The organism is Streptomyces sp. NPDC101776 (assembly GCF_044766845.1).
Lineage (GTDB): Bacteria > Actinomycetota > Actinomycetes > Streptomycetales > Streptomycetaceae > Streptomyces.
Genome location: NZ_JBIWMV010000019.1, coordinates 193,334 through 215,709, shown reverse-complemented (window position 1 = coordinate 215,709; position 22,376 = coordinate 193,334). Strand labels below are relative to the sequence as shown.

The following is a 22,376-nucleotide window of genomic DNA, read 5'->3' as shown; positions in this document are numbered from 1 at the left end:
TCAAGGAACGGACGCTTCCTTTGTACTCACCCTCTCGGGCTTTCCTCCGGGCTTTTCCCTTCGGTCTTGCGTTTCCGACTCTATCAGACCGTTTCGGCCCCGATTTCCTCGGTGCTTTCCAGGTTTCCGCTTCCGCGTTTCCCTTTCCGGCGGTTCCGACTCTACCAGATCCTTTCGGGCCTGATTCCCAGTCAGAGTGGGCTGCCTTCCCGGCCGTTGGGCCGTTCCGACGAGTGAGACTTTAGCGGATTCCTGAGTCCCGAGCGAATCGGGGGGTGCGTCCTTTCGAACGCGGATTCCTCATTTCGCAAATACGCACGCCAAAAAATGCGACGACGGATCGTCGATTGTTTGTAGGTACTTGCGGAATGGTTGTCCGGGGACCGACCGGAGTCGGCGCTCACGTCGGACAACTCGGAGAACACTACGTACGCGGTCGAGGCGTGTCAACTCCGCTCCGGAGAGCACTGCGGAGGCGTACGCTCTGTGATGTGACTACGCATACGTGCACCCAACAGTGGTGGGCCGCCTGACGGCGGCCGTACACACGTATGTACTCAACGGCCGCCGCATCGGCGGCCGTTCTCGTATCTCCCTCCAGAGGGTCGGCCGGCCAGGTGCGGCGGTCTCTATCAGGAGGTGGAGAGATGACACGGGTCTTCAGTGGGGTCAAGCCGACCGGGCACCTGACTCTGGGGAACTACCTGGGTGCCGTTCAGCGGTGGGTCGACGTGGATCAGCGGCAGAGCGATGCCCTGTTCTGTGTGGTCGACCTGCACGCGCTGACCGTGGACCACGATCCGGCACGGGTGCGCAGGCTCACTCGGCAGGCGGCGACGTTGTTGCTGGCGGCCGGGTTGGATCCCGAGCTGTGCACCGTGTTCGTACAGAGTCATGTGGACGAGCACGCACGGCTGTCTTACGTCATGGAGTGTGTGGCCACCGACGGTGAGATGCGGCGGATGGTCCAGTACAAGGAGAAGGCCGCGCGTGAGCGGGAGCGCGGCGGGAGTGTGCGGCTGTCGTTGCTGACGTATCCCGTGCTGATGGCGGCTGACATCCTGGCGTACGGGACGGACGAGGTGCCGGTCGGGGACGACCAGACGCAGCATGTGGAGCTGACCCGGGATCTGGCGGTGCGGTTCAACCAGCGGTACGGACACACGTTCGTGGTGCCGCGGGCCACGCGTCCCGGGGTGGCGGCTCGGGTGATGAACCTTCAGGAACCGACGTCGAAGATGGGGAAGTCGGACGACGCCGGGCCGGGAATCGTCTATCTGCTGGACGAGCCGGACGTCGTACGGAAGAAGGTCATGCGGGCCGTGACCGACAGTGGGGCGGAGGTCGTCTACGACCGGGAGGCGCGGCCGGGGGTGGCCAATCTGCTGGAGATCCTGGCCGCTTGCGGTGGTGGGAACCCCGCGGACCTGAGCGGTGTATATGAGTCGTACGGCACTTTGAAGAAGGACACCGCGGAGGCTGTGGTCGAGCTGCTCAGGCCTGTGCAGGAGAGGCACAAGGCGTTGTGCGCGGATCCGGCGTATGTGGAAGGGGTCTTGCGGGATGGGACGGAGAAGGCGAGAGAGATGGCGAAGCCGATGGTCGACAGCGCGTATCGGGCCATCGGGCTTCTGCCTGCCTGAGCGCTGAGCGCTCGCGGGGGTGGGTCAGCTGTTTCCGGAGGCCAGTTCGCGGCTGCGGTCGCGGGCTGCCTCCAGGGCGGCGATGAGTGCGGCGCGTACGCCGTGGTTCTCGAGTTCGCGGATGGCGTTGATCGTCGTGCCGGCGGGCGAGGTGACGTTTTCGCGGAGCTTCACCGGGTGCTCGCCGCTGTCGCGGAGCATGACGGCGGCGCCGATCGCGGACTGGACGATGAGGTCGTGGGCCTTGTCGCGCGGCAGGCCGAGCAGGATGCCCGCGTCCGTCATGGCTTCGACCAGGTAGAAGAAGTACGCCGGGCCGGAGCCGGAGAGGGCGGTGCAGGCGTCCTGCTGGGACTCCGGGACGCGGAGCGTCTTGCCCACGGCGCCGAAGATCTCGTCGGCGTGCGCGAGATGGGCCTCGGTGGCGTGGCTGCCGGCGGAGATGACGGACATGGCCTCGTCGACGAGGGCGGGGGTGTTCGTCATGACACGGACGACGGGGGTGCCTGCGGCCAGGCGCTCCTCGAAGAAGGAGGTGGGGATGCCCGCCGCGCCGCTGATGATCAGGCGGTCGGCGGGGAGGTTCGGGGCGAGCTCGTCGAGGAGGGTGCCCATGTCCTGCGGCTTGACCGTGAGGATCAGGGTGTCGGCACTCTTCGCGGCCTCGGGGTTGGTGACCGGGGTGACTCCGTGGCGGGTGCGGAGTTCCTCGGCGCGCTCGGGGCGGCGGGCGGTGACCAGGAGGTCGGCCGGGGCCCAGCCCGCTCGGATCATTCCGCTGAGCAGGGCTTCGCCGATCTTGCCGGTGCCGAGGACTGCGACTTTCTGGGTCATGCGGTCATCCTCGCACCGGCGGTGCGCCCTTGAGACGGCTGTCCGGCTGGCGGAACACCTTTATGCCGTACGCCTCCTGAGGGTGGCCGCGCCCAGGCACAGCACCAGCAGGGCGCAGCCGGCCACGATCAGGGCGTCGCGTACGAAGGTGGCGGTCATGTCGGTGTGCTTGAGGACCTCGTTCATGCCGTCGACGGCGTACGACATGGGCAGGACGTCGGATACGGCCTCCAGGACGGGGTGCATCTCGGAGCGGGGAGTGAAGAGGCCGCAGAGGAGGAGTTGAGGGAAGATCACCGCCGGCATGAACTGGACGGCCTGGAATTCGGAGGCCGCGAAGGCCGAGACGAAGAGGCCGAGGGCGGTGCCGAGCAGTGCGTCGAGGAGGGCGACCAGGAGGAGGAGCCAGGGGCTGCCGGTGACGTCGAGGCCGAGGAACCAGACGGCGAGCCCCGTCGCCAGGGCGGACTGGATGATCGCGAGGAAGCCGAAGGCGAGGGCGTAGCCGGCGATCAGCTCGCCCTTGCCGAGGGGCATGGCGAGGAGGCGTTCCAGGGTGCCGGAGGTGCGTTCGCGCAGGGTGGCGATGGACGTGACCAGGAACATCGTGATGAGGGGGAAGATGCCGAGGAGTGAGGCGCCGATGCTGTCGAAGGTGCGCGGGCTGCCGTCGAAGACGTAGCGCAGCAGGACGAGCATCACGCACGGGATGAGGATCAGCAGCGCGATCGTGCGGGGGTCGTGGCGGAGCTGGCGGAGGACCCGGGCGGCGGTCGCGGTGGTGCGGGCGGCGCTGAGGGCGCTGGTGGGTGCGGGGGCGCTGCGCGTCGTAGCGGTCGTGGTCGTGGGGGTTGTCGTGCTCATCGGGTCGTCTCCTTCTGGCGGGCGGTGGCTACGGCCTCGTCGACCAGGTGCAGGAAGGCCTCTTCGACCGTGTCGGAGCCGGTGTCGACGCGGAGGGCGTCCGGGGTGTCGTCGGCGAGGATCTCGCCCTCGCGCATCAGGAGGAGGCGGTGGCAGCGCTCGGCCTCGTCCATGACGTGGGAGGAGATGAGGAGGGTGGCGCCGCGGGAGGCGGCGATGTCGTGGAAGAGGGCCCACAGGTCGCGGCGGAGGACGGGGTCCAGGCCGACGGTGGGTTCGTCGAGGACGAGGAGTTCCGGGGTGCCGAGGAGTGCCACGGCCAGGGAGACGCGGCTGCGTTGGCCGCCGGAGAGGTTGCCGGCGAGGGAGTTGGCGTAGGTGGTGAGGTCCACGTCCGTGATCGCGCGGGTGACGTCGTCGTGGCGGTGGGTGGCGGCGGCGCGGCCCGGGTCGAGGATCGCGGCGAAGTAGTCGAGGTTCTGACGGACCGTCAAGTCATCGTAGACGGAGGGGGCTTGGGTGACGTAGCCGATGCGGGTGCGGAGGGAGGGGTGGCCTGCGGGGCAGCCGAGGACGTTCAGGGTGCCGGTGACCTTGGCCTGGGTGCCGACGATGGAGCGCATGAGGGTCGACTTGCCGCAGCCGGAGGGGCCGAGCAGGCCGGTGATCTGGCCGCGCGGGACGGTGAAGTCGAGGGCGTGCAGGACGGTTCGGGGGCCGCGGGCGACGGTGAGGGCTTCGGCCTGGACGGCGGGTGCGTGTCCCGTGCCGGGTGGATCGGCGACATAATTCATCATGTGATGAATAATGCTCCGGTGCGGCAGGGTCGTCAAGCGGGTTCGGCGGTGGTGTCGTCGAATGGGGACGGTGGTGCCGTGGCGTGGGTGCGGTGGTGGCGTCGGGCGCATTCGTTCGGGGGCGGTGGTGGCGTCGGGCGCGATCGGTCGGGATCGGTGATGGCGACCGGTGGGTGTGCGGGACGGCGCAGGCGCGTGTCGGCGTGATCGGAGTGGGGGGCTCCGGTATGGACGCCTCCGCGTTCACCGGGTGGGCACACCAATCGGGTGCGCGGCCAACTCCCTTTCCCGACAATGGATTTCAGTTCGCTGTGCCCTCCCCCGGTGCGGCGCCCACGCATCTCCTGTCCGGCTCTGTGCTGTTTTCGGAGGTGCCGTTGTCATGCGTTTCATGCGTGTCGTGCGTTGTGGTGTGAGCAAGGCCGATCTGTTCGCTTCTCTGGTCGTCTTTCTTGTCGCGCTCCCGTTGTGTGTGGGCGTGGCGATCGCGTCCGGGGTGCCGGCCGAGTTGGGGCTGGTCACCGGGATCGTCGGCGGCCTCGCCGTCGGGGCGTTGCCCGGTAGCAGCCTTCAGGTGAGCGGTCCGGCGGCCGGGCTGACCGTGCTCGTGTATGAGGCGGTGCGGGCGTACGGGATCGAGGCGCTCGGGGTGCTGGTGTTCGCGGCCGGGGTGGTGCAGTTGGGGCTCGGGGTGCTGCGGCTGGGGCGGTGGTTCCGGGCCGTGTCCGCGGCCGTGGTGCAGGGGATGCTCGCCGGGATCGGGCTGGTGCTGGTCGCCGGGCAGGTGTACGCGCTCGGTGATGTGGCCGCGCCGGCGGACGGGCTCGGGAAGCTCGCGGGGCTGGTGTCGTTGCCGGGGCTGGTGGATCCGGTGGCGTTGTCAGTGGGCGGTGCCACCATTGCCGTACTGCTGCTGTGGCCTCGGTGGCGGCGGGGGGCTCGGTCGGCGCCGGCGCCGTTGGTGGCGGTGGGGTTGGCGGCGGCGGTGACCGGGGTGTTCGACCTGTCGGTGCGGCGGGTGGAGGTGCGGGGGCTGGTCGGTGCCGTGCGGGTCCCGGAGTGGGGGGATTTCGGGCGGCTGACGGAAGTGGGGGTGATCGGGACGGTCGTCGCGTTCGCGTTGATCGCGTCGGCGGAGTCGTTGTTCAGCGCGGCGGCGGTGGACCGGCTGCACCAGGGGCCGCGGACGGACTACGACCGGGAGTTGATCGCGCAGGGCGCGGGGAACGCGGTGTGCGGGGTGCTCGGGGCGTTGCCGATGACCGCGGTGATCGTGCGGAGTGCGGCGAACGTCCATGCGGGGGCTCGGACGAAGGCCTCGCGGGTGCTGCACGGTGGGTGGCTGTTGCTGTTCACTGCCCTGCTGCCGGGGGTGTTGGGGCTGGTTCCGGTGGCGGCGCTGGCGGGGTTGCTCGTGCATGCCGGGTGCAAGCTCGTGCCGGTGCGGCAGGTGCGGGGGCTGTGGGCCGGGCATCGGGGCGAGGTGCTCGTGCTCGGGGTGACCGCGGTGGTGATCGTGGTGGGGAATCTGTTCGAGGGGGTGCTGGTCGGGCTGGCGTTGGCCGTGGCGAAGACCGCGTGGGACATCAGCCATGTGCAGGTGGAGACGGAGGATCTCGGGGACGCGGGGATCGTCGTAAGGGTGCTGGGGCATGCGACGTTTCTGCGGTTGCCGAAGCTGTTGGACGCGTTGGAGGCGTTGCCGTACGACCGGGCGGTGCGGCTGGAGTTGGGCGGGTTGCGGCATGTGGATCTTGCGTGTGCGGCGGCGTTGGAGGGGTGGGTTGCCGGGCGGGGAAGGGATGGCGGGGGCGGCGGAAGTGGGGCGGGGGTGGTTGCGGTCAAGGGGGTGTGACGGGTTGGCGGTCAGTGGGGGTGCGGTGGGGTGGGGCTGGAGTTGTTGGACGTTGGCCGCCGCCCGGGCTGCCGGAGGCTGCACCCCCCGGGCTCCCCGGAGATCGCGCCACTGGAGCCGTCAGAGGTTGGCCGTTGGCGCGACCAACGGTTGACGCCAGGGTCGTCAGAGGGTGGCCGTCGGGGCGACCGACGGTTGATCTCTCGGCAGTCGGAGGTTGTGCGGCTGGAGCGGTCGGGGGGCCTGTCGCTGGAGCCGTCGGCAGGCCATGCGCTGGGGCTGTCAGGAGGTCAGGCGCTGAGGCTGAGGCTGGGACTGGGGCCGGGGCTGGGACTGGGGCCGAGGCCGGGGCTGTCAAGAGGTCATGGTGCGAGGGCTACGACGAGTTCTACGACGTAGGTCTCCTCCAGTTCCCCGTCCGGGAACTCGGTGAGCAGGTGGTGGCGCTCCTCGGTGAGGAAGGTGTTGGTGGTCTCCTCGTCCTGGACCAGGAAGACCGAGTGGCTGCTGATGTTGGCCAGGTGGGTGTCGACCGGGACGTGGCGGCTCCAGCGGACCCTTCGGTGGGCGAAGTCGAGTCGGCCGGTGGGGTCGGCGAGGGCGGTGCGCAGGCCGCTGCCGTTCTGCTCCACGACGGGGTCGATGCCGAAGTGGATCCTGATGCGTTCCGCCTGTTCGGCGATCCACGGGACGTCAACGGCGCTGGTGTTCCACCACAGGGCGAGCGCGCCGCCCGGGCGCAGTACGCGCAGGGCCTCCGGGACCGACTTGGTGGGTTCGGTCCAGTGCCAGGCCTGGGCGTAGGTGAGGAAGTCGGCGCAGTTGTCGGTGAGGGGGAGGGCGTCGCCGCTGCCCCGGACGAGCGGGACGTCGGGGAGGGTGCGGCGGAACTGGGTCGCCATGCCGTCGCCGGGTTCGATCGCGATCACCTCGGCGCCGCGGGTGTGCAGGAGGGCGGTCGCGATGCCGGTGCCGGCTCCGACGTCCGCGACCCGAGCGCCGGCGAGGGGGCGGGCAGCGAGTTCTTCTATGGCGTCGAAGAGGGCGGGTGGGTAGGAGGGGCGGTTCTCGGCGTACTGGGCCGCGGCGGCGTTGAAGGAGCGGGCTCGGGCGGTGTGCGAGGGCGGCTTCGACGAAGTGGTCATACGGCCATCGTTGCCCGGGTGGATGCAGGGTGCAGGTGGATTTTGGTGAGAAATGAGAAATGAGAAATGGGGGTGAGGGCCGGGTGGTTCACACCATCCCCGTCATCCAGGCCCACGCCCCGACCGACCGAGCCGCGCTCCCACCCCCTGCCCACGGAAGTGAAGCCGTGAGTCACCCGGAACGTGGCCCGCCCCGGTCAGGAACGGCGGAGCCTCAACCGCGGCGTTTCTTCGACGGGTTGCCGGTGCGGCGAGTGGTGCGCTTCTCGTGCCGGGCCATGGCCGTCTCGTACTCCTCGCGATGGAGTTTCTCGCCGGGGGCCTCGGTGAGGGAGCGGAAGAAGTAGGCGAGGAGGGAGCCGACGAAGCCGATGGCCAGGAGGCCGCGGAGGGAGGCCTGGCGGTCGGGGTCGGGGCGTTTCTTGAAGGCTTCCCAGGTGTGGCCGAAGGCCAGGGCGCTGCAGATCGCGAACATGACGATCACGAGGAGGGTGACGAAGCTGCCGACGTTCGCGATCCGGATGCCCTGGTACGCGAAGCGGAGGACCAGGCAGGCGGCGACGGCGGCGACGAGGGAGCCGGCGGCCGTGCCGACGCGGCGCGCGGTGTAGCCGTCGTCGTGGTTCACCCAGGTGGTGCCGAAGAAGCGGAGGGGTTCGGGGCGGGGGCCGGTGCCGGCCGCTGTGCCCGGGGAGCCCGCGTTGGTGTCCTGGGTGCCGTTTTCGTCGCTCACGGGACGATTATGGCTCCGGGGCCGACGCGGGCTCCTTCGGGGCTCAGGCGCAGCGGTCGGCCACGTAGCCGTCGCTGCCGCTGTTCACGTACGCGTCCGACACGAACTCACCGTTGCTGACGTTGTCCCAGATGTTCGTCGTGCCGTAGTAGCCCGTCACCGTGGTGCCCGGCGTCTGGCAGTAGATCGGGACCCGGGAGCCCACGGGCAGGACCCGGACGACGCTGTAGCCCGTGCCGGGGCCGGTGCGGACGTTGACCGTGATGCCGGGTGCGATCGGGTACGTGCGGACGGCCGCGGTCGCGGTGGTGGACGACCCCAGCACCGTGAGGAGGGCACCGGCGGCGGTGGCTGCCAGCAGTGTGGATCTGCGTCTTCGCGATGCCATCGGTGACCTCCGCTCGGTGGGCTCAGGAGCAGTGCGGGCGGACGTAACCGTCGCTTCCGGTGTTCACGTAGGCGTCGGAGATGTACTCGCCGTCGTCGATGTTGTCCCAGATGTTCGTCGTGCCGTAGTAGCCCGTCACCGTGGTGCCCGGCGTCTGGCAGTAGATCGGGACCTGGGAGCCCTCGGCCAGGACGCGGACGATGGTGTAGCCGGTGCCGGGGCCGCTGCGGACGTTGACGCGGGTGTTGGGTGCGATGGAGTAGTAGTGCAGGGCCGCGGCCGCCGTCGCCGCTGTCGTGACGGCTTCCGTCGTGTTTTCGCCCTCGGCCTCTGGTGCACGGTCAACAGACATGAAAAACCTCCCCCGTTGGACCCCATGACTGCCATGGGGCAACGATGATTCCCCTAAATCACGCCACGAAACACATGTGCGCAATTCGCACGCGGAGGTCAGCAAGCCGCCTCTGTCGCGTACGGGTCATCGACTAGGCTCCGTGCGTCGCGCGCGCGGACGATCAGCACGGGGGTGTACCCATGGCGCCACAGCGCAACACCGGAGCGGGCGCGGAAGCGGAACTTCCCGAGTACGCCGGTCACTACCGCCTGGAGTCGTGTCTGGGCTCCGGCGGCATGGGCGTGGTCCACCTGGCGCAGAGCACCTCCGGGAAGAAGCTCGCGGTGAAGGTCGTCCACGCGGAGTTCGCCCAGGACCCCGAGTTCAGGGGGCGGTTCCGGCAGGAGGTGGCGGCGGCCCGGCGGGTCAGCGGGGCCTTCACCGCGCCGGTGGTCGATGCCGACCCGGAGGCCGAACGGCCCTGGATGGCGACGTCGTTCATCCCCGGTCCGACCCTGTCCGAGCATGTGAAGCGGAGCGGACCCATGGCGCCCGGTGAGTTGCGCCGGCTGATGGCGGGACTGGCCGAGGCGCTGCGCGACATCCACCGGGTCGGCGTCGTGCACCGGGACCTCAAGCCCAGCAACGTGCTGCTCGCCGAGGACGGGCCGAAGGTCATCGACTTCGGGATCTCGCGGCCGAAAGACAGCGAACTGCGGACGGAAACGGGCAAGTTGATCGGCACGCCGCCGTTCATGGCGCCGGAGCAGTTCCGGCGGCCGCGGGAGGTCGGGCCGGCCGCCGACATCTTCGCGCTCGGGTCCGTCCTGGTGCACGCGGCGACGGGGCGCGGGCCGTTCGACTCCGACAGCCCGTACGTCGTCGCCTATCAAGTCGTCCATGACGAACCGGACTTGGCCGGTCTGCCGGACAACCTCGCGCCGCTGGTGCTGCGTTGCCTCTCCAAGGAGCCCGAGGACCGGCCCACGCCGGACGAGTTGATGCGTGAGCTGCGGTCGGTGTCGGCCTCGTACGACACGCAGGCGTACATACCGACACAGCGGGCCGGTGTCACACCGGTGTCGGAGCCCCTCGCGGAAGAGCCCGACCGGCCCGAGCGGCGGCGCGGGAGACGGTTGCGCAAGCGGGTCGCTCTCGGGGCGGGCGCGCTCGGGCTGGCCGCGATCGGCACGGTCGCCTCGCTCCAGTTGGCCGCCACCGGCGACACACCCCCCAAGGGCACCACTGCGCACACGACACCCAGCGCCACGTTCGGCGGGTGGCAGACGGCACCGGTCTCGAAGAAGAGCACGCCCCAATGCTCCTACGGCGACGGGAAGTTGCTCTGCGCGCAACCCGGCGTGGTGTTCGCGCTGGACCCGTCCGACGGGCGTGTGCTGTGGCGGCACTCCGTCGCCACGACGCACCGGAGCGGTCCACCGGTGCTGTCGGGCGGCCTGGTGCAGCCGTCGTTGGACACCGGCCGGCAGTTGGAGGCGCTCGATCCCGCCACGGGCAAGGCGCGTTGGCAGAAGACCGTCCCCGCGTACACCGGGCTCGCGGACGCCGGCGGCATGCTCCTGCTCACCCACGCGGACGGCACGGTCACCGGGGTGGACGGCGCCTCGGGCGCCACGAAGTGGAGCCATCGGATTCCGGGCCAACAGGCGCCGTACTTCGCCTCGTTCGAGGGGGACCCGGCCGCGTATGCGACGAACACCTCGGACGACGGGGCGCACACGCGGGTGACGGCGGTCGATCCGGACACGGGCGAGGTGCGCTGGGACGCGCGTCTGAAGGGGTCGTTGCAGCCCGTCGGCACGGCCGGCGGGTCCGTCTTCCTCCTTTCCGTCGACACGATCTACCGGTCCGCGAAGGCCGTGGTCCGCTACACCCCGGGCACCGGGGCCTCGCGGCGCGTGGCGCTGCCGGTGGCTCTCGACCAGGGCCACGGGACCGTGCACGGGCACGTCGTGTACGTCATGGGGGCGGGCGGGTCGCTGGTGGCCGTGGACATGGACGCGCGGAAGCAGTTGTGGAGTCTGGAGACGGCCGTGCTGCGGGGTTCCACTCCGGTCGCGGACGGACGGCAGGTGTATGTCACCGCCGCGGACGGGCGGTTGCTCGCGGTGGACGCCCGCGCGGGACGACTCGTCGGGCAGACCCCTGCCCGCCTCGACTCGAACTCGGACCAGATCAGCGCGTCGCTGCCCGAGCCGGTCGTAGTGGACGGCCGGGTCTACGCCGCCGCTCCCGACGGTACGGTCTTCGCGGTCAACTCCCGGACGCCTGGGGCTTGGTAGCGGGAGCGGGAGCGGGGCTAGCTCCCGGACGCCTGGGCTTGACAGCCGTCGCGGCGGGCTGACTCCCGTACGCCTGGCGCCTGGCAGGTCGTAGCGAGGCGAACTCCGGTACACCCGGGGCCTGGCAGTCGCAGCAAGGCCAACTCCCGCACGCCCGGGGCCTGGCAGTCGCAGCAAGGCCAACTCCCGCACGCCTGGGGCTTCGTGGCCGTAGCGAGGCCGACTCTCTTACCCCGCAGGCCTGGTGGCCGTGGCAAGGCGAACTCCCCTGCAGTCGAGGCTCGGTGGCCGCCGCATGGTGAACTGCCCTGCATCCGCGCCCTGATGGCCGTAGCGGAGCCAACTCCCCTACGCCCAAAGCCCTGTGGTGGCAAACGGAAGGGCCGCCCCCGTCGGAACGGAGGCGGCCCCACGGAGCGGTGGGTGTCAGCCGAGCTTGCTGACGTCCCGGACGGCGCCGCGGTCCGCGCTGGTGGCCATCGCGGCGTAGGCGCGGAGGGCGGCGGAGACCTTGCGCTCGCGGTTCCTCGGGGCGTAGCGGCCGTCGAGCGCGGCGTCGCGGCGGGCCAACTCGGCGTCGTCGACGAGGAGTTCGATGGTGCGGTTCGGGATGTCGATGCGGATGCGGTCGCCGTCCTCGACGAGGGCGATGGTGCCGCCGGACGCCGCCTCCGGGGACGCGTGGCCGATCGACAGGCCCGAAGTGCCGCCGGAGAAGCGGCCGTCGGTGATCAGGGCGCAGGTCTTGCCGAGGCCGCGGCCCTTGAGGAAGGACGTCGGGTAGAGCATCTCCTGCATGCCGGGGCCGCCCTTGGGACCCTCGTAGCGGATGACGACGACGTCGCCGTGCGTCACCTGTTTGTTGAGGATCTTCTCGACGGCTTCCTCCTGCGACTCGCAGACGACCGCCGGGCCCTCGAAGGTCCAGATGGACTCGTCGACGCCGGCCGTCTTCACGACGCAGCCGTCGACGGCGATGTTGCCCTTGAGGACGGCGAGGCCGCCGTCCTTGGAGTACGCGTGCTCGGCGGAGCGGATGCAACCCTCGGCCGCGTCCTCGTCCAGCGCCTCCCAGCGCTCGGACTGGGAGAAGGCCTCGGAGGAGCGGACACAGCCCGGGGCGGCGTGCCAGAGTTCCACGGCCTCGGGGGACGGGGAGCCGCCGCGCACGTCCCAGGTCTTCAGCCAGTCCGCGAGGGACGGGCTGTGGACGGAGTGGACGTCCTCGTTCAGCAGGCCCGCGCGGTGCAGCTCGCCGAGGAGGGCGGGGATGCCGCCGGCGCGGTGCACGTCCTCCATGTAGTACGTGCGGTTCTTCGCGACGTTCGGGGCGACCTTGGCGAGGCACGGCACCCGGCGCGAGACGGCGTTGATCTCGTCCAGGCCGAACCGGACGCCCGCTTCCTCCGCCGCCGCCAGCAGGTGCAGGATCGTGTTGGTGGAGCCGCCCATCGCGATGTCGAGGGCCATGGCGTTCTCGAAGGCCGCGAAGGTGGCGACGTTGCGGGGCAGGACCGTCTCGTCGTCCTGCTCGTAGTAGCGGCGGGTGACGTCCATCACCGTGCGGGCCGCGTCCTGGTACAGGCCCTTGCGGGCGGTGTGCGTGGCGAGGACCGAGCCGTTGCCCGGCAGCGACAGGCCGATGGCCTCGGTCAGGCAGTTCATCGAGTTGGCGGTGAACATGCCGGAACAGGAGCCGCAGGTCGGACAGGCGTTCTCCTCGATGTTGAGGACGTCCGCGTCCGAGACGCTGTCGTTGGCGGCCTCGACCATCGCGTCGATCAGGTCCAGGGTGCGGACGGTGCCGTCCTGGAGCGTGGCGCGCCCGGCCTCCATGGGACCGCCGGAGACGAAGACCGTCGGGATGTTCAGGCGGAGCGCCGCCATGAGCATGCCGGGGGTGATCTTGTCGCAGTTGGAGATGCAGATCAGGGCGTCGGCGCAGTGCGCCTCGACCATGTACTCGACCGAGTCCGCGATCAGGTCGCGGGACGGGAGGCTGTACAGCATGCCGCCGTGGCCCATCGCGATGCCGTCGTCGACCGCGATCGTGTTGAACTCGCGCGGGATGCCGCCGGCCGCGGTGATCGCCTCGCTGACGATCCGGCCGACCGGCTGGAGGTGGGTGTGGCCGGGCACGAACTCGGTGAAGCTGTTCGCCACCGCGATGATCGGCTTCCGGCCGATGTCCGCACCGGGTACACCGGAGGCGCGCATAAGGGCGCGTGCGCCCGCCATGTTGCGGCCGTGGGTGACTGTGCGGGACCTCAGCTCGGGCATCGTCGATCGCTCCTTCAAGACAAGTAGGGCTGCTATTGAGCGTACGCCGGTCATCCAGGGGTCGGACACGGTGTCCGCATGACGAGATGCCCGTCTCGCCGCAGGGAGGCGTTCGGGACGGCACTACGGGGCGACCGTTCCGCCGTAGGACGAGGTCACGGCCCGGTCAGATGGCCCTGCACCACCGGCGCGACCCGCGCGATGATCTGCTCCGGGTCGGCCGAGGCGAGCGGTTCCACCTTGATCACGTAGCGCAGCATCGCCGTGCCCACGAGCTGGGCGGCGGCCAGTTCGGCGCGGAGTTCCGCGTCCGGGAGGTCGAGTTGGGCGGCGACCCGGCTCAGCACCTGGGCGACCACGAGCCGGCGGAAGACGGCCGCGGCGGCCTCGTTGTTGACGGCGGAGCGGACCACCGCAAGCAGGGGCTTACGGGTGGCGGGGTTCTCCCAGACGCCGAAGATGAAGCGGGTCAGCCGCTCGCCGACGCCGTCCAGCGGGCCGTCGGCGACCGCCTCCGGCGCGTTCGTCGCCGGGGCGAAGGCGACCTCGATGGACGCCTCGAAGACCTGCTCCTTGGTACCGAAGTAGTGGTGCACGAGCGCCGAGTCGACCCCGGCGGCCTTCGCGATGCCGCGCACGGACGTCTTCTCGTACCCCCGCTCGGAGAACTCCTCCCGGGCCGCGGCGAGGATGCGGTCGCGGGTGTCGGCGGACTCCGTACGAGGGGGTCGGCCCCGGCGCTTGGCGGTGGCGTCGGTCACCGTCGGGGCACCTTCACGGCCGAGGCCAGATGCAGCCGCGTGAAGGCGAGCGCCTCCGCGAGATCGGCCTCTCGTTCGGCGCCGGACATCGCGCGCCGGGTGTTGACCTCGATGACGACATGGCCGTCGAAGCCGGTCAGCGCGAGGCGCTCCAGCAGTTCGGCGCAGGGCTGGGTGCCGCGGCCGGGGACGAGGTGCTCGTCCTTGTTGGAGCCGTTGCCGTCGGCGAGGTGGACATGGCCGAGCCGGTCGCCCATGCGGTCGATCATCTCGGTCGCGTCGGTGCGGGCGGTCGCGGTGTGGCTGAGGTCGATCGTGAAGTGCCGGTAGTCGTCCTGCGTCACGTCCCATTCGGGGGCGTAGGCGAGCATCTCGCGGTCGCGGTAGCGCCACGGGTACATGTTCTCTACGGCGAACCGCACATCCGTCTCGTTCACCATCCGCCAGATCCCGCCGACGAAGTCCCGCGCGTACTGACGCTGCCAGCGGAACGGCGGATGCACGACGACCGTGCTCGCGCCGAGCTTCTCGGCGGCGGCCTGGGCGCGCTGGAGCTTGATCCAGGGGTCGGTGGACCACACCCGCTGCGTGATGAGCAGGCAGGGAGCGTGCACGGCGAGGATCGGGACCTGGTGGTAGTCGCTGAGCCGGCGCAACGCGTCGATGTCCTGGCTGACCGGGTCGGTCCACACCATGACCTCGACGCCGTCGTAGCCGAGGCGTGCGGCGATCTCGAAGGCCGTCGCCGTCGACTCCGGATACACGGACGCCGTGGACAGCGCGACCTTCGCATCCGGGATGCGCACGATTGGTTCTGCCACGGAGGACAGACTACGGGTCGGCGCTTTGCGCAGGGGAGCCGGTTGCTGTGCCCGCCCTGTGCGGGGCGCGGCAACCGGCCATCTGCGGCGCGGGGGTGCGTTGTGGCGATCGCGATACTTCATGCGGGTCTGATACGTCGGGTTCGGGGTGGGCGTTCAGCGGGGGTGGGGGCGTGCGGGGATGGGCGAGGGTGTGCGCCACGGGCCGGTGCGCGTGGGGGTGTGTGCGTGACGGCCACGCGCGCGTGCACGTCGGACAGCCACAGGCGACAACCTCGCCTACGCCGACGGCATCTGGTCCAGCCGCCTCAGGATCACGCCCTCGCGCAACGCCCACGGGCACACCTCCAGGGTCTCCACGCCGAAGAGGTCCATCGCGCCCTCGGCGACCATCGCGCCGGCGATGAGCTGTTCGGCGCGGCCCTCGGAGACGCCGGGGAGGACGGCGCGCTGGGCGGTGGTCATGTCGGCGAGGCGGGGGACCCAGGACTCCAGGGAGCCGCGCTTGAGCTCGCGCTGGACGTAGAGGCCGTCGGCGGAGCGGGCGGCACCGGCCAGGCGGGCGAGCTGTTTGAAGGTCTTCGACGTGGCGACGACGAGGTCCGGGGCGCCCATGCGGCTGAACTCCCCGACGGTACGGGCGATCTGGGCGCGCACATGGCGGCGCAGGGCCCTTATCGCCTCCGGTTCCGGTGGGTCGCCGGGGAGCCAGCCGGCGGTGAGGCGGCCCGCGCCGAGCGGCAGTGACACGGCCGCGTCGGGCTCCTCGTCGATGCCGTACGCGATCTCCAGGGAGCCGCCGCCGATGTCGAGGACGAGCAGCTTCCCGGCGGACCAGCCGAACCAGCGGCGGACGGCGAGGAAGGTCAGCCGGGCCTCCTCGGCGCCGGTGAGGACCTGGAGCTCGACGCCGGTCTCGGTCTGCACGCGCGCGAGGACCTCGTCCGCGTTGCTGGCCTCGCGGACGGCGGAGGTGGCGAACGGGAGGAGTTCCTCGACGCCCTTGTCCTCGGCGGCCTGCAACGCCTCGTGGACGACGCCGATGAGTTTGTCGACCCCTTCGGGGCCGATCGCGCCGTCCTCGTCGAGGAGTTGGGCAAGGCGGAGTTCCACCTTGTGCGAGTGCGCGGGCAGCGGTCGCGCTCCCGGGTGTGCGTCCACCACCAGCAGATGCACCGTGTTCGATCCCACGTCGAGGACACCGAGTCTCATATACGGAACGCTACTGCCACCTGCACCGATCTCCGTCCTCGGAGCGGTTTCTGGGGCCGCCCCGGGCGACTTACCCTGGACGCGTGCCAAAGACGAAAAAGGCGAAGAACGACAAGGCGGCCAAATCACCCGGCGATTCCTCGCCGGTGACGTCGGCCGAGCCCCCGAAGACGTCGACGATGTCGAAGAAGGCCCTGAAAGCCGACGAGAAGGGGCTCGACTTCGCGCGCGCGTGGGTGGAGTTCCCGGATCCGGCGGACGAGGAGCAGCTGTTCCGCTGCGATCTGACATGGCTGACCTCTCGCTGGAACTGCATCTTCGGAAGCGGCTGCCAGGGCATCCAGGCGGGCCGCGCGGACGACGGCTGCTGCACCCTGGGCGCGCACTTCTCCGACAAGGACGACGAGAAACGGGTCGCCGGGCATGTGGCGAGGCTCACGCCCGACATCTGGCAGCACCACGACGAGGGCGTGGAACACGGCTGGATCTCGGAGGACGAGGACGGCGACCGCCAGACCCGCCCCTTCCAGGGCTCGTGCATCTTCCAGAACCGCCCCGGTTTCGCCGGCGGCGCGGGCTGCTCGCTGCACATCCTCGCCGTCAAGGAGGGCCGCGAGCCCCTGGAGACCAAGCCGGACGTCTGCTGGCAGCTGCCGGTCCGGCGGACGTACGAGTGGATCGACCGGCCGGACGACACGCGCGTGCTCCAGGTGTCGATCGGCGAGTACGACCGCAGGGGCTGGGGTTCCGGCGGCCATGACCTGCACTGGTGGTGCACGTCGGCGACCTCGGCGCACGGCGCGGGCGACCCGGTCTATGTGTCCTACGGCCCGGAGCTGACCGAACTGATGGGCAAGGCCGGCTACGACCGCCTGGTCGAGCTGTGCGAGCAGCGCCTGGCCTCGCAACTCCCGCTGCTGGCACCGCATCCGGCGGACCCGGTCGGCTGACGGGTCAGGACGAACCCGGGTCGCCGCCGTCCTCGGGCGGCGGCGTCGAGCCGCCCGGGTCGGCGGAGGACGAGTCCGTCGGGGTCGGGGTGGGGTCGGTGGACGAGGGTGGCGGATCGCTCGGCGTGGGGTCGGTGGGAGCCGTGGGCGTCGGGTCCGGGCCGGACGAGGGCGGGCCGCCGGGATCGGGATCCGACGGGTGTGACGGATGCGACGGGTCACCCGGCTCGGTCGGGGCGGGTGCGGTGCCGTAGCCCTCGATCGAGACGATGGCTCCGGCGGGTGAGACGGCCACGCGCGCGGTCCAGTGGCCGGAGGGCTCGCGCAGATGGTCGACGTACACCTTGATCGTCAACGAGTCGCCCGGGGCGAGGGTTCCCGAGGACTGGCTGAGGTAGAGCCAGGGCGCCGCGGTGGCCGCGGACCAGCTGACCGGGGCCGCGCCGGACGCGGTGAGGGTGATCAGCGTGGTGTCGCCGCTGTTGGCGGCCGAGACGGCGAGGTGACCGGCGCCCTTCTGGCCGGCGCCGGTGACGCTGATGACCTCTACGGAGACATCGTTCTTGCCGTTCTTGCCGTTCTCGCCGGCCCGCGCGCGGGGGCCTGTGCTCGCGTTGCCGGTGTTCTCGTAGCCGCCGCTCGCGACCTCGCCCTCCAGCATCCCGGGCCCGTGCTGTTCGCTCGCGGTGGCGGCCCGGCCGTCGACGCCCTCGCCGGTCGGGGTGCCCCGGTAGGCGGCCCACAGGGCGAGGACGGGGGCCGCGATGACGGTGGCGACGACGGTCGTCGTGACGGCACGCGCGCGGAGCCGGTCTCTTCGGGCGGCACGGTCCTTGGGGTCCATCGGGAAACCGCGCCGGTCGAAACGGGGTGCCGCGGCTCCACGCGCGCGGGGGAGGTGCGCCATGGCGACATGCAGGGCCGCGCGGGGCGCCTCCAGGACGGGCAGTTCGGTGGGCGTGACACCGGCGCCGGGCCAGGTGCCGGGGACCGCGCGCTCGGCGGTACGACGGCAGTGCGGGCAGTCGTCGACGTGCCGGACGAGTTCGCGCCGCAGGGCGCTGCTGAGCACGAGGTGGTGGTCGCCGGTGAGACGGGCGACGCTCGGGCAGCTACCGGTCTCGACGACGGCGAGGGCGGCACGCGTGCGTTCCACCTCGCAGGCGGCGGACGCCAGCAGTTCACGGGCGATCGCGAGGTCCATCCCGAGGACGGCGGCGACCTCGTGGGCGGCGAGCCGGTGGCGCACGGCGAGTTCGAGCGCCTCGCGCTGCTCCGGGGTGGTCCCGGCGGCCTCGGGCCAGGCCAGCAGGGCGAGTTCACGCCGCCGCTGCTCGCGCAGTTCCTCGGGAACGACCGTTTCCTCGGCCTCGGCGCGACCCGCCGCGTGGGTGCCCTGACGTTTCTGCTTGGCCTCGGCCAGCTTGCGCAGACAGGCCCAGCGGGCCAGCGCGTACAGCCAGGCCCGGCGGTCACCGGCCGTCTCCGGCACGCGCGCGCCCCGGCGTTCGGCCAGCGCCAGCACGTCCCCCAGGGCGGCGGTCGCCGCGTCGTGGTCGCACAGCACGGACAGGCAGTACGTGAACAGGCCGTCCAGATACGGCTCGTAGCGCGCGGGCGGGCGCTGGGCCAGCGTGCGTGCCGCGGCGCGGTCACGCGCCTCCCGATGCGCCCCGTGTGCGCCGGTGGTGCGGGTCGAGGTCTCCGGACTGCTGCTCATCACCCGTGCGACCGTAGGCGGCGGTCGATGCCCCCTTCCGCCCCCTTGAGCTCTTTTAATCCGTACGGGTGAAACGATCCCTCATAAGGGGACAGGAACCCCGGCCTCCATGGCTCGTTCCCGACGGGGGTGGCCGAATCCCGGGCTGTGCCCCTCCGTCCGCCGCCCGCGTTGTCAGTGGCGGCGGTTACGGTTCACGCATGGCTGCCCGTACGAAGACCACCAAGGACCGTCCGTCCTACCGCTGCACCGAGTGCGGTTGGCAGACGGCGAAGTGGCTCGGCCGCTGCTCGGAGTGCCAGGCCTGGGGGACGGTCGAGGAGTACGGCACGCCCGCGGTCCGTACGACGGCGCCGGGCCGCGTCACCACCTCCGCCGTGCCCATCGGCCAGGTAGACGCCCGCCAGGCCACGGCCCGCTCGACCGGCGTGCCCGAGCTGGACCGGGTGCTCGGCGGCGGACTGGTCCCCGGCGCGGTCGTCCTCGTCGCGGGCGAACCGGGCGTAGGGAAGTCGACCCTCCTCCTCGACGTGGCGGCCAAGGCGGCGAGCGACGAGCACCGCACGCTCTATGTCACCGGCGAGGAGTCGGCGAGCCAGGTCAGGATGCGCGCCGACCGCATCAAGGCGATCGACGACCACCTGTATCTCGCCGCCGAGACCGATCTGGCCACGATCCTGGGCCACTTGGACGCGGTGAAGCCCTCGCTGCTGATCCTGGACTCGGTGCAGACGGTGGCGTCCCCGGAGATCGACGGCGCGCCCGGTGGCATGGCCCAGGTCCGCGAGGTGGCCGGCGCCCTGATCCGCGCCTCCAAGGAACGCGGCATGGCCACCCTCCTGGTGGGCCACGTCACCAAGGACGGCGCGATCGCGGGCCCCCGCCTCCTGGAACACCTGGTGGACGTGGTGCTCTCCTTCGAGGGCGACCGGCACGCACGCCTGCGCCTCGTACGGGGCGTCAAGAACCGCTACGGCACGACCGACGAGGTCGGCTGCTTCGAGCTGCACGACGAGGGCATCACGGGCCTGGCCGACCCGAGCGGCCTGTTCCTGACCCGCCGAGCGGAGCCGGTCCCGGGCACCTGCCTCACCGTCACCCTGGAGGGCCGCCGCCCCCTGGTCGCCGAAGTCCAGGCCCTCACGGTCGACTCCCAGATCCCCTCCCCCCGCCGCACCACCTCGGGCCTGGAAACATCCCGCGTCTCGATGATGCTCGCGGTCCTGGAACAACGCGGCCGAATCAGCGCCCTGGGCAAACGGGACATCTACTCCGCGACCGTCGGCGGAGTGAAACTCTCCGAACCGGCCGCGGACCTGGCGATCGCCCTCGCCCTGGCCTCCGCGGCGAGTGACGTCCCTCTCCCCAAGAACCTGGTCGCGATCGGCGAAGTGGGCCTGGCGGGCGAGGTCAGACGGGTCACGGGCGTCCAGCGCAGACTCTCCGAAGCACACCGTCTGGGCTTCACCCACGCCCTCGTTCCGGGCGACCCGGGCAAGATCCCGGCCGGCATGAAGGTCCTCGAAGTGGCCGACATAGGAGACGCCCTCCGGGTCCTCCCGCGCTCCCGTAAGCGAGAGGCCCCACGGGACGACGAGGACCGCCGGTAGACTTTGCCCTGGTCTCGCCCGTCCGTACGAACCAGGTACGCGAAACGGGGGGACCGGAAAGACCTGCGACCCGAGGAGTGCAGTGGCAGCCAACGACCGGGCGTCAGCTCCCGGAAAATCCGGCGGGAGCTCCGGTGCCGATGGCCTGATGCGCGCCTCCCTGAGCGCCGTGGCACCCGGCACGGCCCTGCGCGACGGCCTGGAGCGGATTCTCCGCGGCAACACGGGCGGACTCATCGTGCTCGGTTCCGACAAGACCGTGGAAGCGATGTGCACGGGCGGTTTCATCCTGGACGTGGAGTTCACGGCCACCCGTCTGCGCGAACTCTGCAAGCTGGACGGCGGCATCGTGGTGTCGTCCGACCTCTCCAAGATCCTCCGCGCGGGCGTCCAACTGGTCCCCGACCCGAACATCCCCACCGAGGAGACAGGCACCCGACACCGCACGGCGGACCGAGTCAGCAAACAGGTGGCCTTCCCGGTCGTCTCCGTGTCCCAGTCCATGCGCCTGATCGCCCTCTACGTGGACGGCCAACGACGCGTCCTGGAGGACTCGGCGGCGATCCTGTCCCGCGCGAACCAAGCCCTCGCCACCCTGGAGCGCTACAAACTCCGCCTGGACGAGGTCGCGGGAACACTGTCGGCCCTGGAGATCGAGGACCTCGTCACCGTCCGGGACGTATCGGCAGTGGTCCAGCGCCTGGAAATGGTGCGCCTGATCGCCACCGAAATCGCCGAGTACGTACTGGAGTTGGGCACGGACGGCCGCCTGCTCGCCCTCCAGCTGGAGGAGTTGATCGCGGGCGTGGAACCGGAACGCGAACTGGTGGTACGCGACTACGTCCCCGAGCCCACGGCCAAACGCTCCCGCACGGTGAACGAGGCCCTGGCCGAACTCGACGCGCTCTCCCACGCCGAGCTCCTCGAACTCCCCACCGTGGCCCGCGCGTTGGGCTACACCGGCTCCCCCGAGGCACTCGACTCGGCGGTCTCCCCCCGAGGCTTCCGCCTCCTGGCCAAGGTCCCGCGTCTCCCCGGCGCGATCATCGACCGCCTGGTGGAACACTTCGGCGGCCTGCAGAAACTCCTGGCGGCAAGCGTCGACGACCTGCAAACCGTGGACGGCGTGGGCGAGGCGAGGGCACGAAGCGTACGAGAGGGCCTCTCCCGCCTGGCGGAGTCCTCAATCCTGGAGCGCTACGTATAGGGGCGACCCGGCGTCAGTCACTCGCCAACACGAACGAGGTCTGCGCCTTGGCGAACCCGGAGGCCTCGGCCTCCACCAAGTAGGTCCCGGCCCCGGCCGAACCAGCGGCCGGAGTAGCGCACTCGGGCTCGCTGGGCTTGCGATCCCACTTCAGGGTGTAGGTGACACTGCCCCCGGCGGACACCCGATAGAAGACACTCCCAGTCCCCTTCGGGCAGTCGGCGGACGACCAGAAATCGGCGCTGCCCCCCGCCTCCGTGATGGTCAACACCGCACTCTTCGGGCCGAGATCGACCTTGCAGTCACTGCCGGAGGAGTTCTTGGCGGTCAGCACAAAGGTCGGCGTCTGATCCGGCGAGTACGAGTTGTGCAGACTCCGCAGACTCAACTGCACAGCACTGGCAGTGCAGTTGGGCAGAGTCGAATCAGCGGGAACGGTAGTCCCCGTACTACTGCCGCCGTTGGACCCACCACTGGAACCGCTGCCACCCGACCCGGCACTGGACCCACCGTCACCCGATCCTGATCCGGTGCTCGTGCCGCCGGAGCTCCCGCTGCTCCCGCCGCTCCCACCACTCGCGCTTCCCGACTCGTCCCGCCCGCCCGGGTGTTGACTGATGGCGGGACCGGTTCCCGACGGCCCGGCGGTGATCGTAGGAGCGGGCGTCTTCCCGTTCTTCGCCCCGTCCGCACCGTTCTTGCCGCCCCCGCCACCCGACGTGACGATCCAGGTGATCAGCAGCGCCAGCAAGGCGACCACGGACACCATGAGGACCCTCCGACGCCAGTAGATGGAGGAGGGAAGCGGCCCGACCGGATTGCGCATAGATCCCACGGCGCAAACTCTACGAGAGATCAGCGAGTTACCTCGCCCCACCCGCCGCCCCAGCCCCAACTTTTCCGGATCATCATCCCGGCA

Annotated in this window: 19 protein-coding genes; 6 read left to right on the top strand and 13 right to left on the bottom strand. The window is 70.6% G+C overall.

The features are described 5' to 3' along the window. The first annotated feature begins 647 nt into the window (after positions 1-647). Positions 648-1,643: a tryptophan--tRNA ligase gene (gene trpS, locus ACIRRY_RS40590; protein ID WP_403983403.1), complete on the top strand. Its 996-nt coding sequence runs from the start codon at positions 648-650 to the stop codon at positions 1,641-1,643. Between the two features lie 24 nt (positions 1,644-1,667). Here the strand turns inward: trpS and proC are convergent, their stop codons facing one another. From proC to ACIRRY_RS40575, 3 genes are read right to left on the bottom strand one after another with little or no spacing between them, the layout of a single operon-like run. Next, on the bottom strand, positions 1,668-2,477 hold the full coding sequence (gene proC, locus ACIRRY_RS40585; protein WP_403983401.1) for a pyrroline-5-carboxylate reductase: 810 nt from the start codon (positions 2,475-2,477) through the stop codon (positions 1,668-1,670). Between the two features lie 60 nt (positions 2,478-2,537). Next, a complete protein-coding gene (locus ACIRRY_RS40580) occupies positions 2,538-3,341 on the bottom strand; it encodes an ABC transporter permease (RefSeq protein ID WP_403983399.1) in 804 nt (267 codons plus the stop codon). Continuing rightward, a complete protein-coding gene (locus tag ACIRRY_RS40575) occupies positions 3,338-4,138 on the bottom strand; it encodes an ABC transporter ATP-binding protein (RefSeq protein ID WP_403983397.1) in 801 nt (266 codons plus the stop codon). Before ACIRRY_RS40575 ends, ACIRRY_RS40580 begins: the two co-directional genes overlap by 4 nt. A 382-nt stretch (positions 4,139-4,520) precedes the next feature. On the opposite strand from ACIRRY_RS40575, the gene ACIRRY_RS40570 reads away from it, so the two are divergent. Next, the gene (locus tag ACIRRY_RS40570; protein WP_403983395.1) at positions 4,521-5,993 is read left to right on the top strand and encodes a SulP family inorganic anion transporter; all 1,473 of its coding nucleotides are present in this window, start codon (positions 4,521-4,523) and stop codon (positions 5,991-5,993) included. A 362-nt stretch (positions 5,994-6,355) separates the two neighbouring features. Here ACIRRY_RS40570 and ACIRRY_RS40565 read toward each other — a convergent pair whose 3' ends face one another. The 4 genes from ACIRRY_RS40565 to ACIRRY_RS40550 all read right to left on the bottom strand — a co-directional run bounded on the left by ACIRRY_RS40565 (position 6,356) and on the right by ACIRRY_RS40550 (position 8,611). Beyond that, complete coding sequence (locus tag ACIRRY_RS40565) at positions 6,356-7,138, bottom strand: class I SAM-dependent methyltransferase (RefSeq protein WP_403983394.1); 783 nt, start codon at positions 7,136-7,138, stop codon at positions 6,356-6,358. 214 nt (positions 7,139-7,352) lie between these two features. After that, entirely contained in the window at positions 7,353-7,871 is a 519-nt protein-coding gene (locus ACIRRY_RS40560; RefSeq protein WP_403983392.1) for an EamA/RhaT family transporter, read from the bottom strand. A gap of 43 nt (positions 7,872-7,914) precedes the next feature. Continuing rightward, positions 7,915-8,259, bottom strand: a complete 345-nt coding sequence (locus ACIRRY_RS40555; protein ID WP_403983390.1) for a hypothetical protein — start codon at positions 8,257-8,259, stop codon at positions 7,915-7,917. 22 nt (positions 8,260-8,281) lie between these two features. Next, a complete protein-coding gene (locus ACIRRY_RS40550; protein WP_403983388.1) occupies positions 8,282-8,611 on the bottom strand; it encodes an SH3 domain-containing protein in 330 nt (109 codons plus the stop codon). 182 nt (positions 8,612-8,793) lie between these two features. Between ACIRRY_RS40550 and ACIRRY_RS40545 the strand changes: the two genes are divergently transcribed. Beyond that, positions 8,794-10,896 carry a serine/threonine-protein kinase gene (locus tag ACIRRY_RS40545; RefSeq protein ID WP_403983386.1) on the top strand — a complete coding sequence of 701 codons (2,103 nt, stop codon included), beginning with the start codon at positions 8,794-8,796 and terminating at the stop codon, positions 10,894-10,896. Between the two features lie 426 nt (positions 10,897-11,322). On the opposite strand, the gene ilvD is transcribed toward ACIRRY_RS40545, so the two are convergent. The 4 genes from ilvD to ACIRRY_RS40525 all read right to left on the bottom strand — a co-directional run bounded on the left by ilvD (position 11,323) and on the right by ACIRRY_RS40525 (position 15,970). Next, complete coding sequence (gene ilvD, locus ACIRRY_RS40540; protein ID WP_403983384.1) at positions 11,323-13,176, bottom strand: dihydroxy-acid dehydratase; 1,854 nt, start codon at positions 13,174-13,176, stop codon at positions 11,323-11,325. Between the two features lie 155 nt (positions 13,177-13,331). Continuing rightward, positions 13,332-13,937, bottom strand: a complete 606-nt coding sequence (locus ACIRRY_RS40535) for a TetR family transcriptional regulator (protein WP_403983382.1) — start codon at positions 13,935-13,937, stop codon at positions 13,332-13,334. Next, positions 13,934-14,758 (bottom strand): sugar phosphate isomerase/epimerase family protein, encoded by an 825-nt coding sequence (locus ACIRRY_RS40530; RefSeq protein ID WP_403983380.1) that lies wholly within the window; start codon positions 14,756-14,758, stop codon positions 13,934-13,936. The genes ACIRRY_RS40535 and ACIRRY_RS40530 overlap by 4 nt, the downstream gene beginning before the upstream one ends. Positions 14,759-15,037: 279 nt before the next feature. Continuing rightward, positions 15,038-15,970, bottom strand: a complete 933-nt coding sequence (locus ACIRRY_RS40525) for a Ppx/GppA family phosphatase (protein WP_403983378.1) — start codon at positions 15,968-15,970, stop codon at positions 15,038-15,040. An 83-nt stretch (positions 15,971-16,053) separates the two neighbouring features. Between ACIRRY_RS40525 and ACIRRY_RS40520 the strand changes: the two genes are divergently transcribed. Then, positions 16,054-16,920 carry a hypothetical protein gene (locus ACIRRY_RS40520; RefSeq protein WP_403983376.1) on the top strand — a complete coding sequence of 289 codons (867 nt, stop codon included), beginning with the start codon at positions 16,054-16,056 and terminating at the stop codon, positions 16,918-16,920. Positions 16,921-16,924: 4 nt separating this feature from the next. Here the strand turns inward: ACIRRY_RS40520 and ACIRRY_RS40515 are convergent, their stop codons facing one another. After that, positions 16,925-18,643: a hypothetical protein gene (locus ACIRRY_RS40515; RefSeq protein WP_403983374.1), complete on the bottom strand. Its 1,719-nt coding sequence runs from the start codon at positions 18,641-18,643 to the stop codon at positions 16,925-16,927. A 197-nt stretch (positions 18,644-18,840) separates the two neighbouring features. Here ACIRRY_RS40515 and radA point away from each other — a divergent pair, with 197 nt between their 5' ends. Next, positions 18,841-20,250 carry a DNA repair protein RadA gene (gene radA, locus ACIRRY_RS40510; RefSeq protein ID WP_403983372.1) on the top strand — a complete coding sequence of 470 codons (1,410 nt, stop codon included), beginning with the start codon at positions 18,841-18,843 and terminating at the stop codon, positions 20,248-20,250. 82 nt (positions 20,251-20,332) lie between these two features. Then, a complete protein-coding gene (gene disA, locus ACIRRY_RS40505; RefSeq protein WP_363102249.1) occupies positions 20,333-21,457 on the top strand; it encodes a DNA integrity scanning diadenylate cyclase DisA in 1,125 nt (374 codons plus the stop codon). Between the two features lie 13 nt (positions 21,458-21,470). On the opposite strand, the gene ACIRRY_RS40500 is transcribed toward disA, so the two are convergent. Beyond that, positions 21,471-22,292 carry a hypothetical protein gene (locus ACIRRY_RS40500; protein WP_403983370.1) on the bottom strand — a complete coding sequence of 274 codons (822 nt, stop codon included), beginning with the start codon at positions 22,290-22,292 and terminating at the stop codon, positions 21,471-21,473. Positions 22,293-22,376 lie beyond the last annotated feature (84 nt).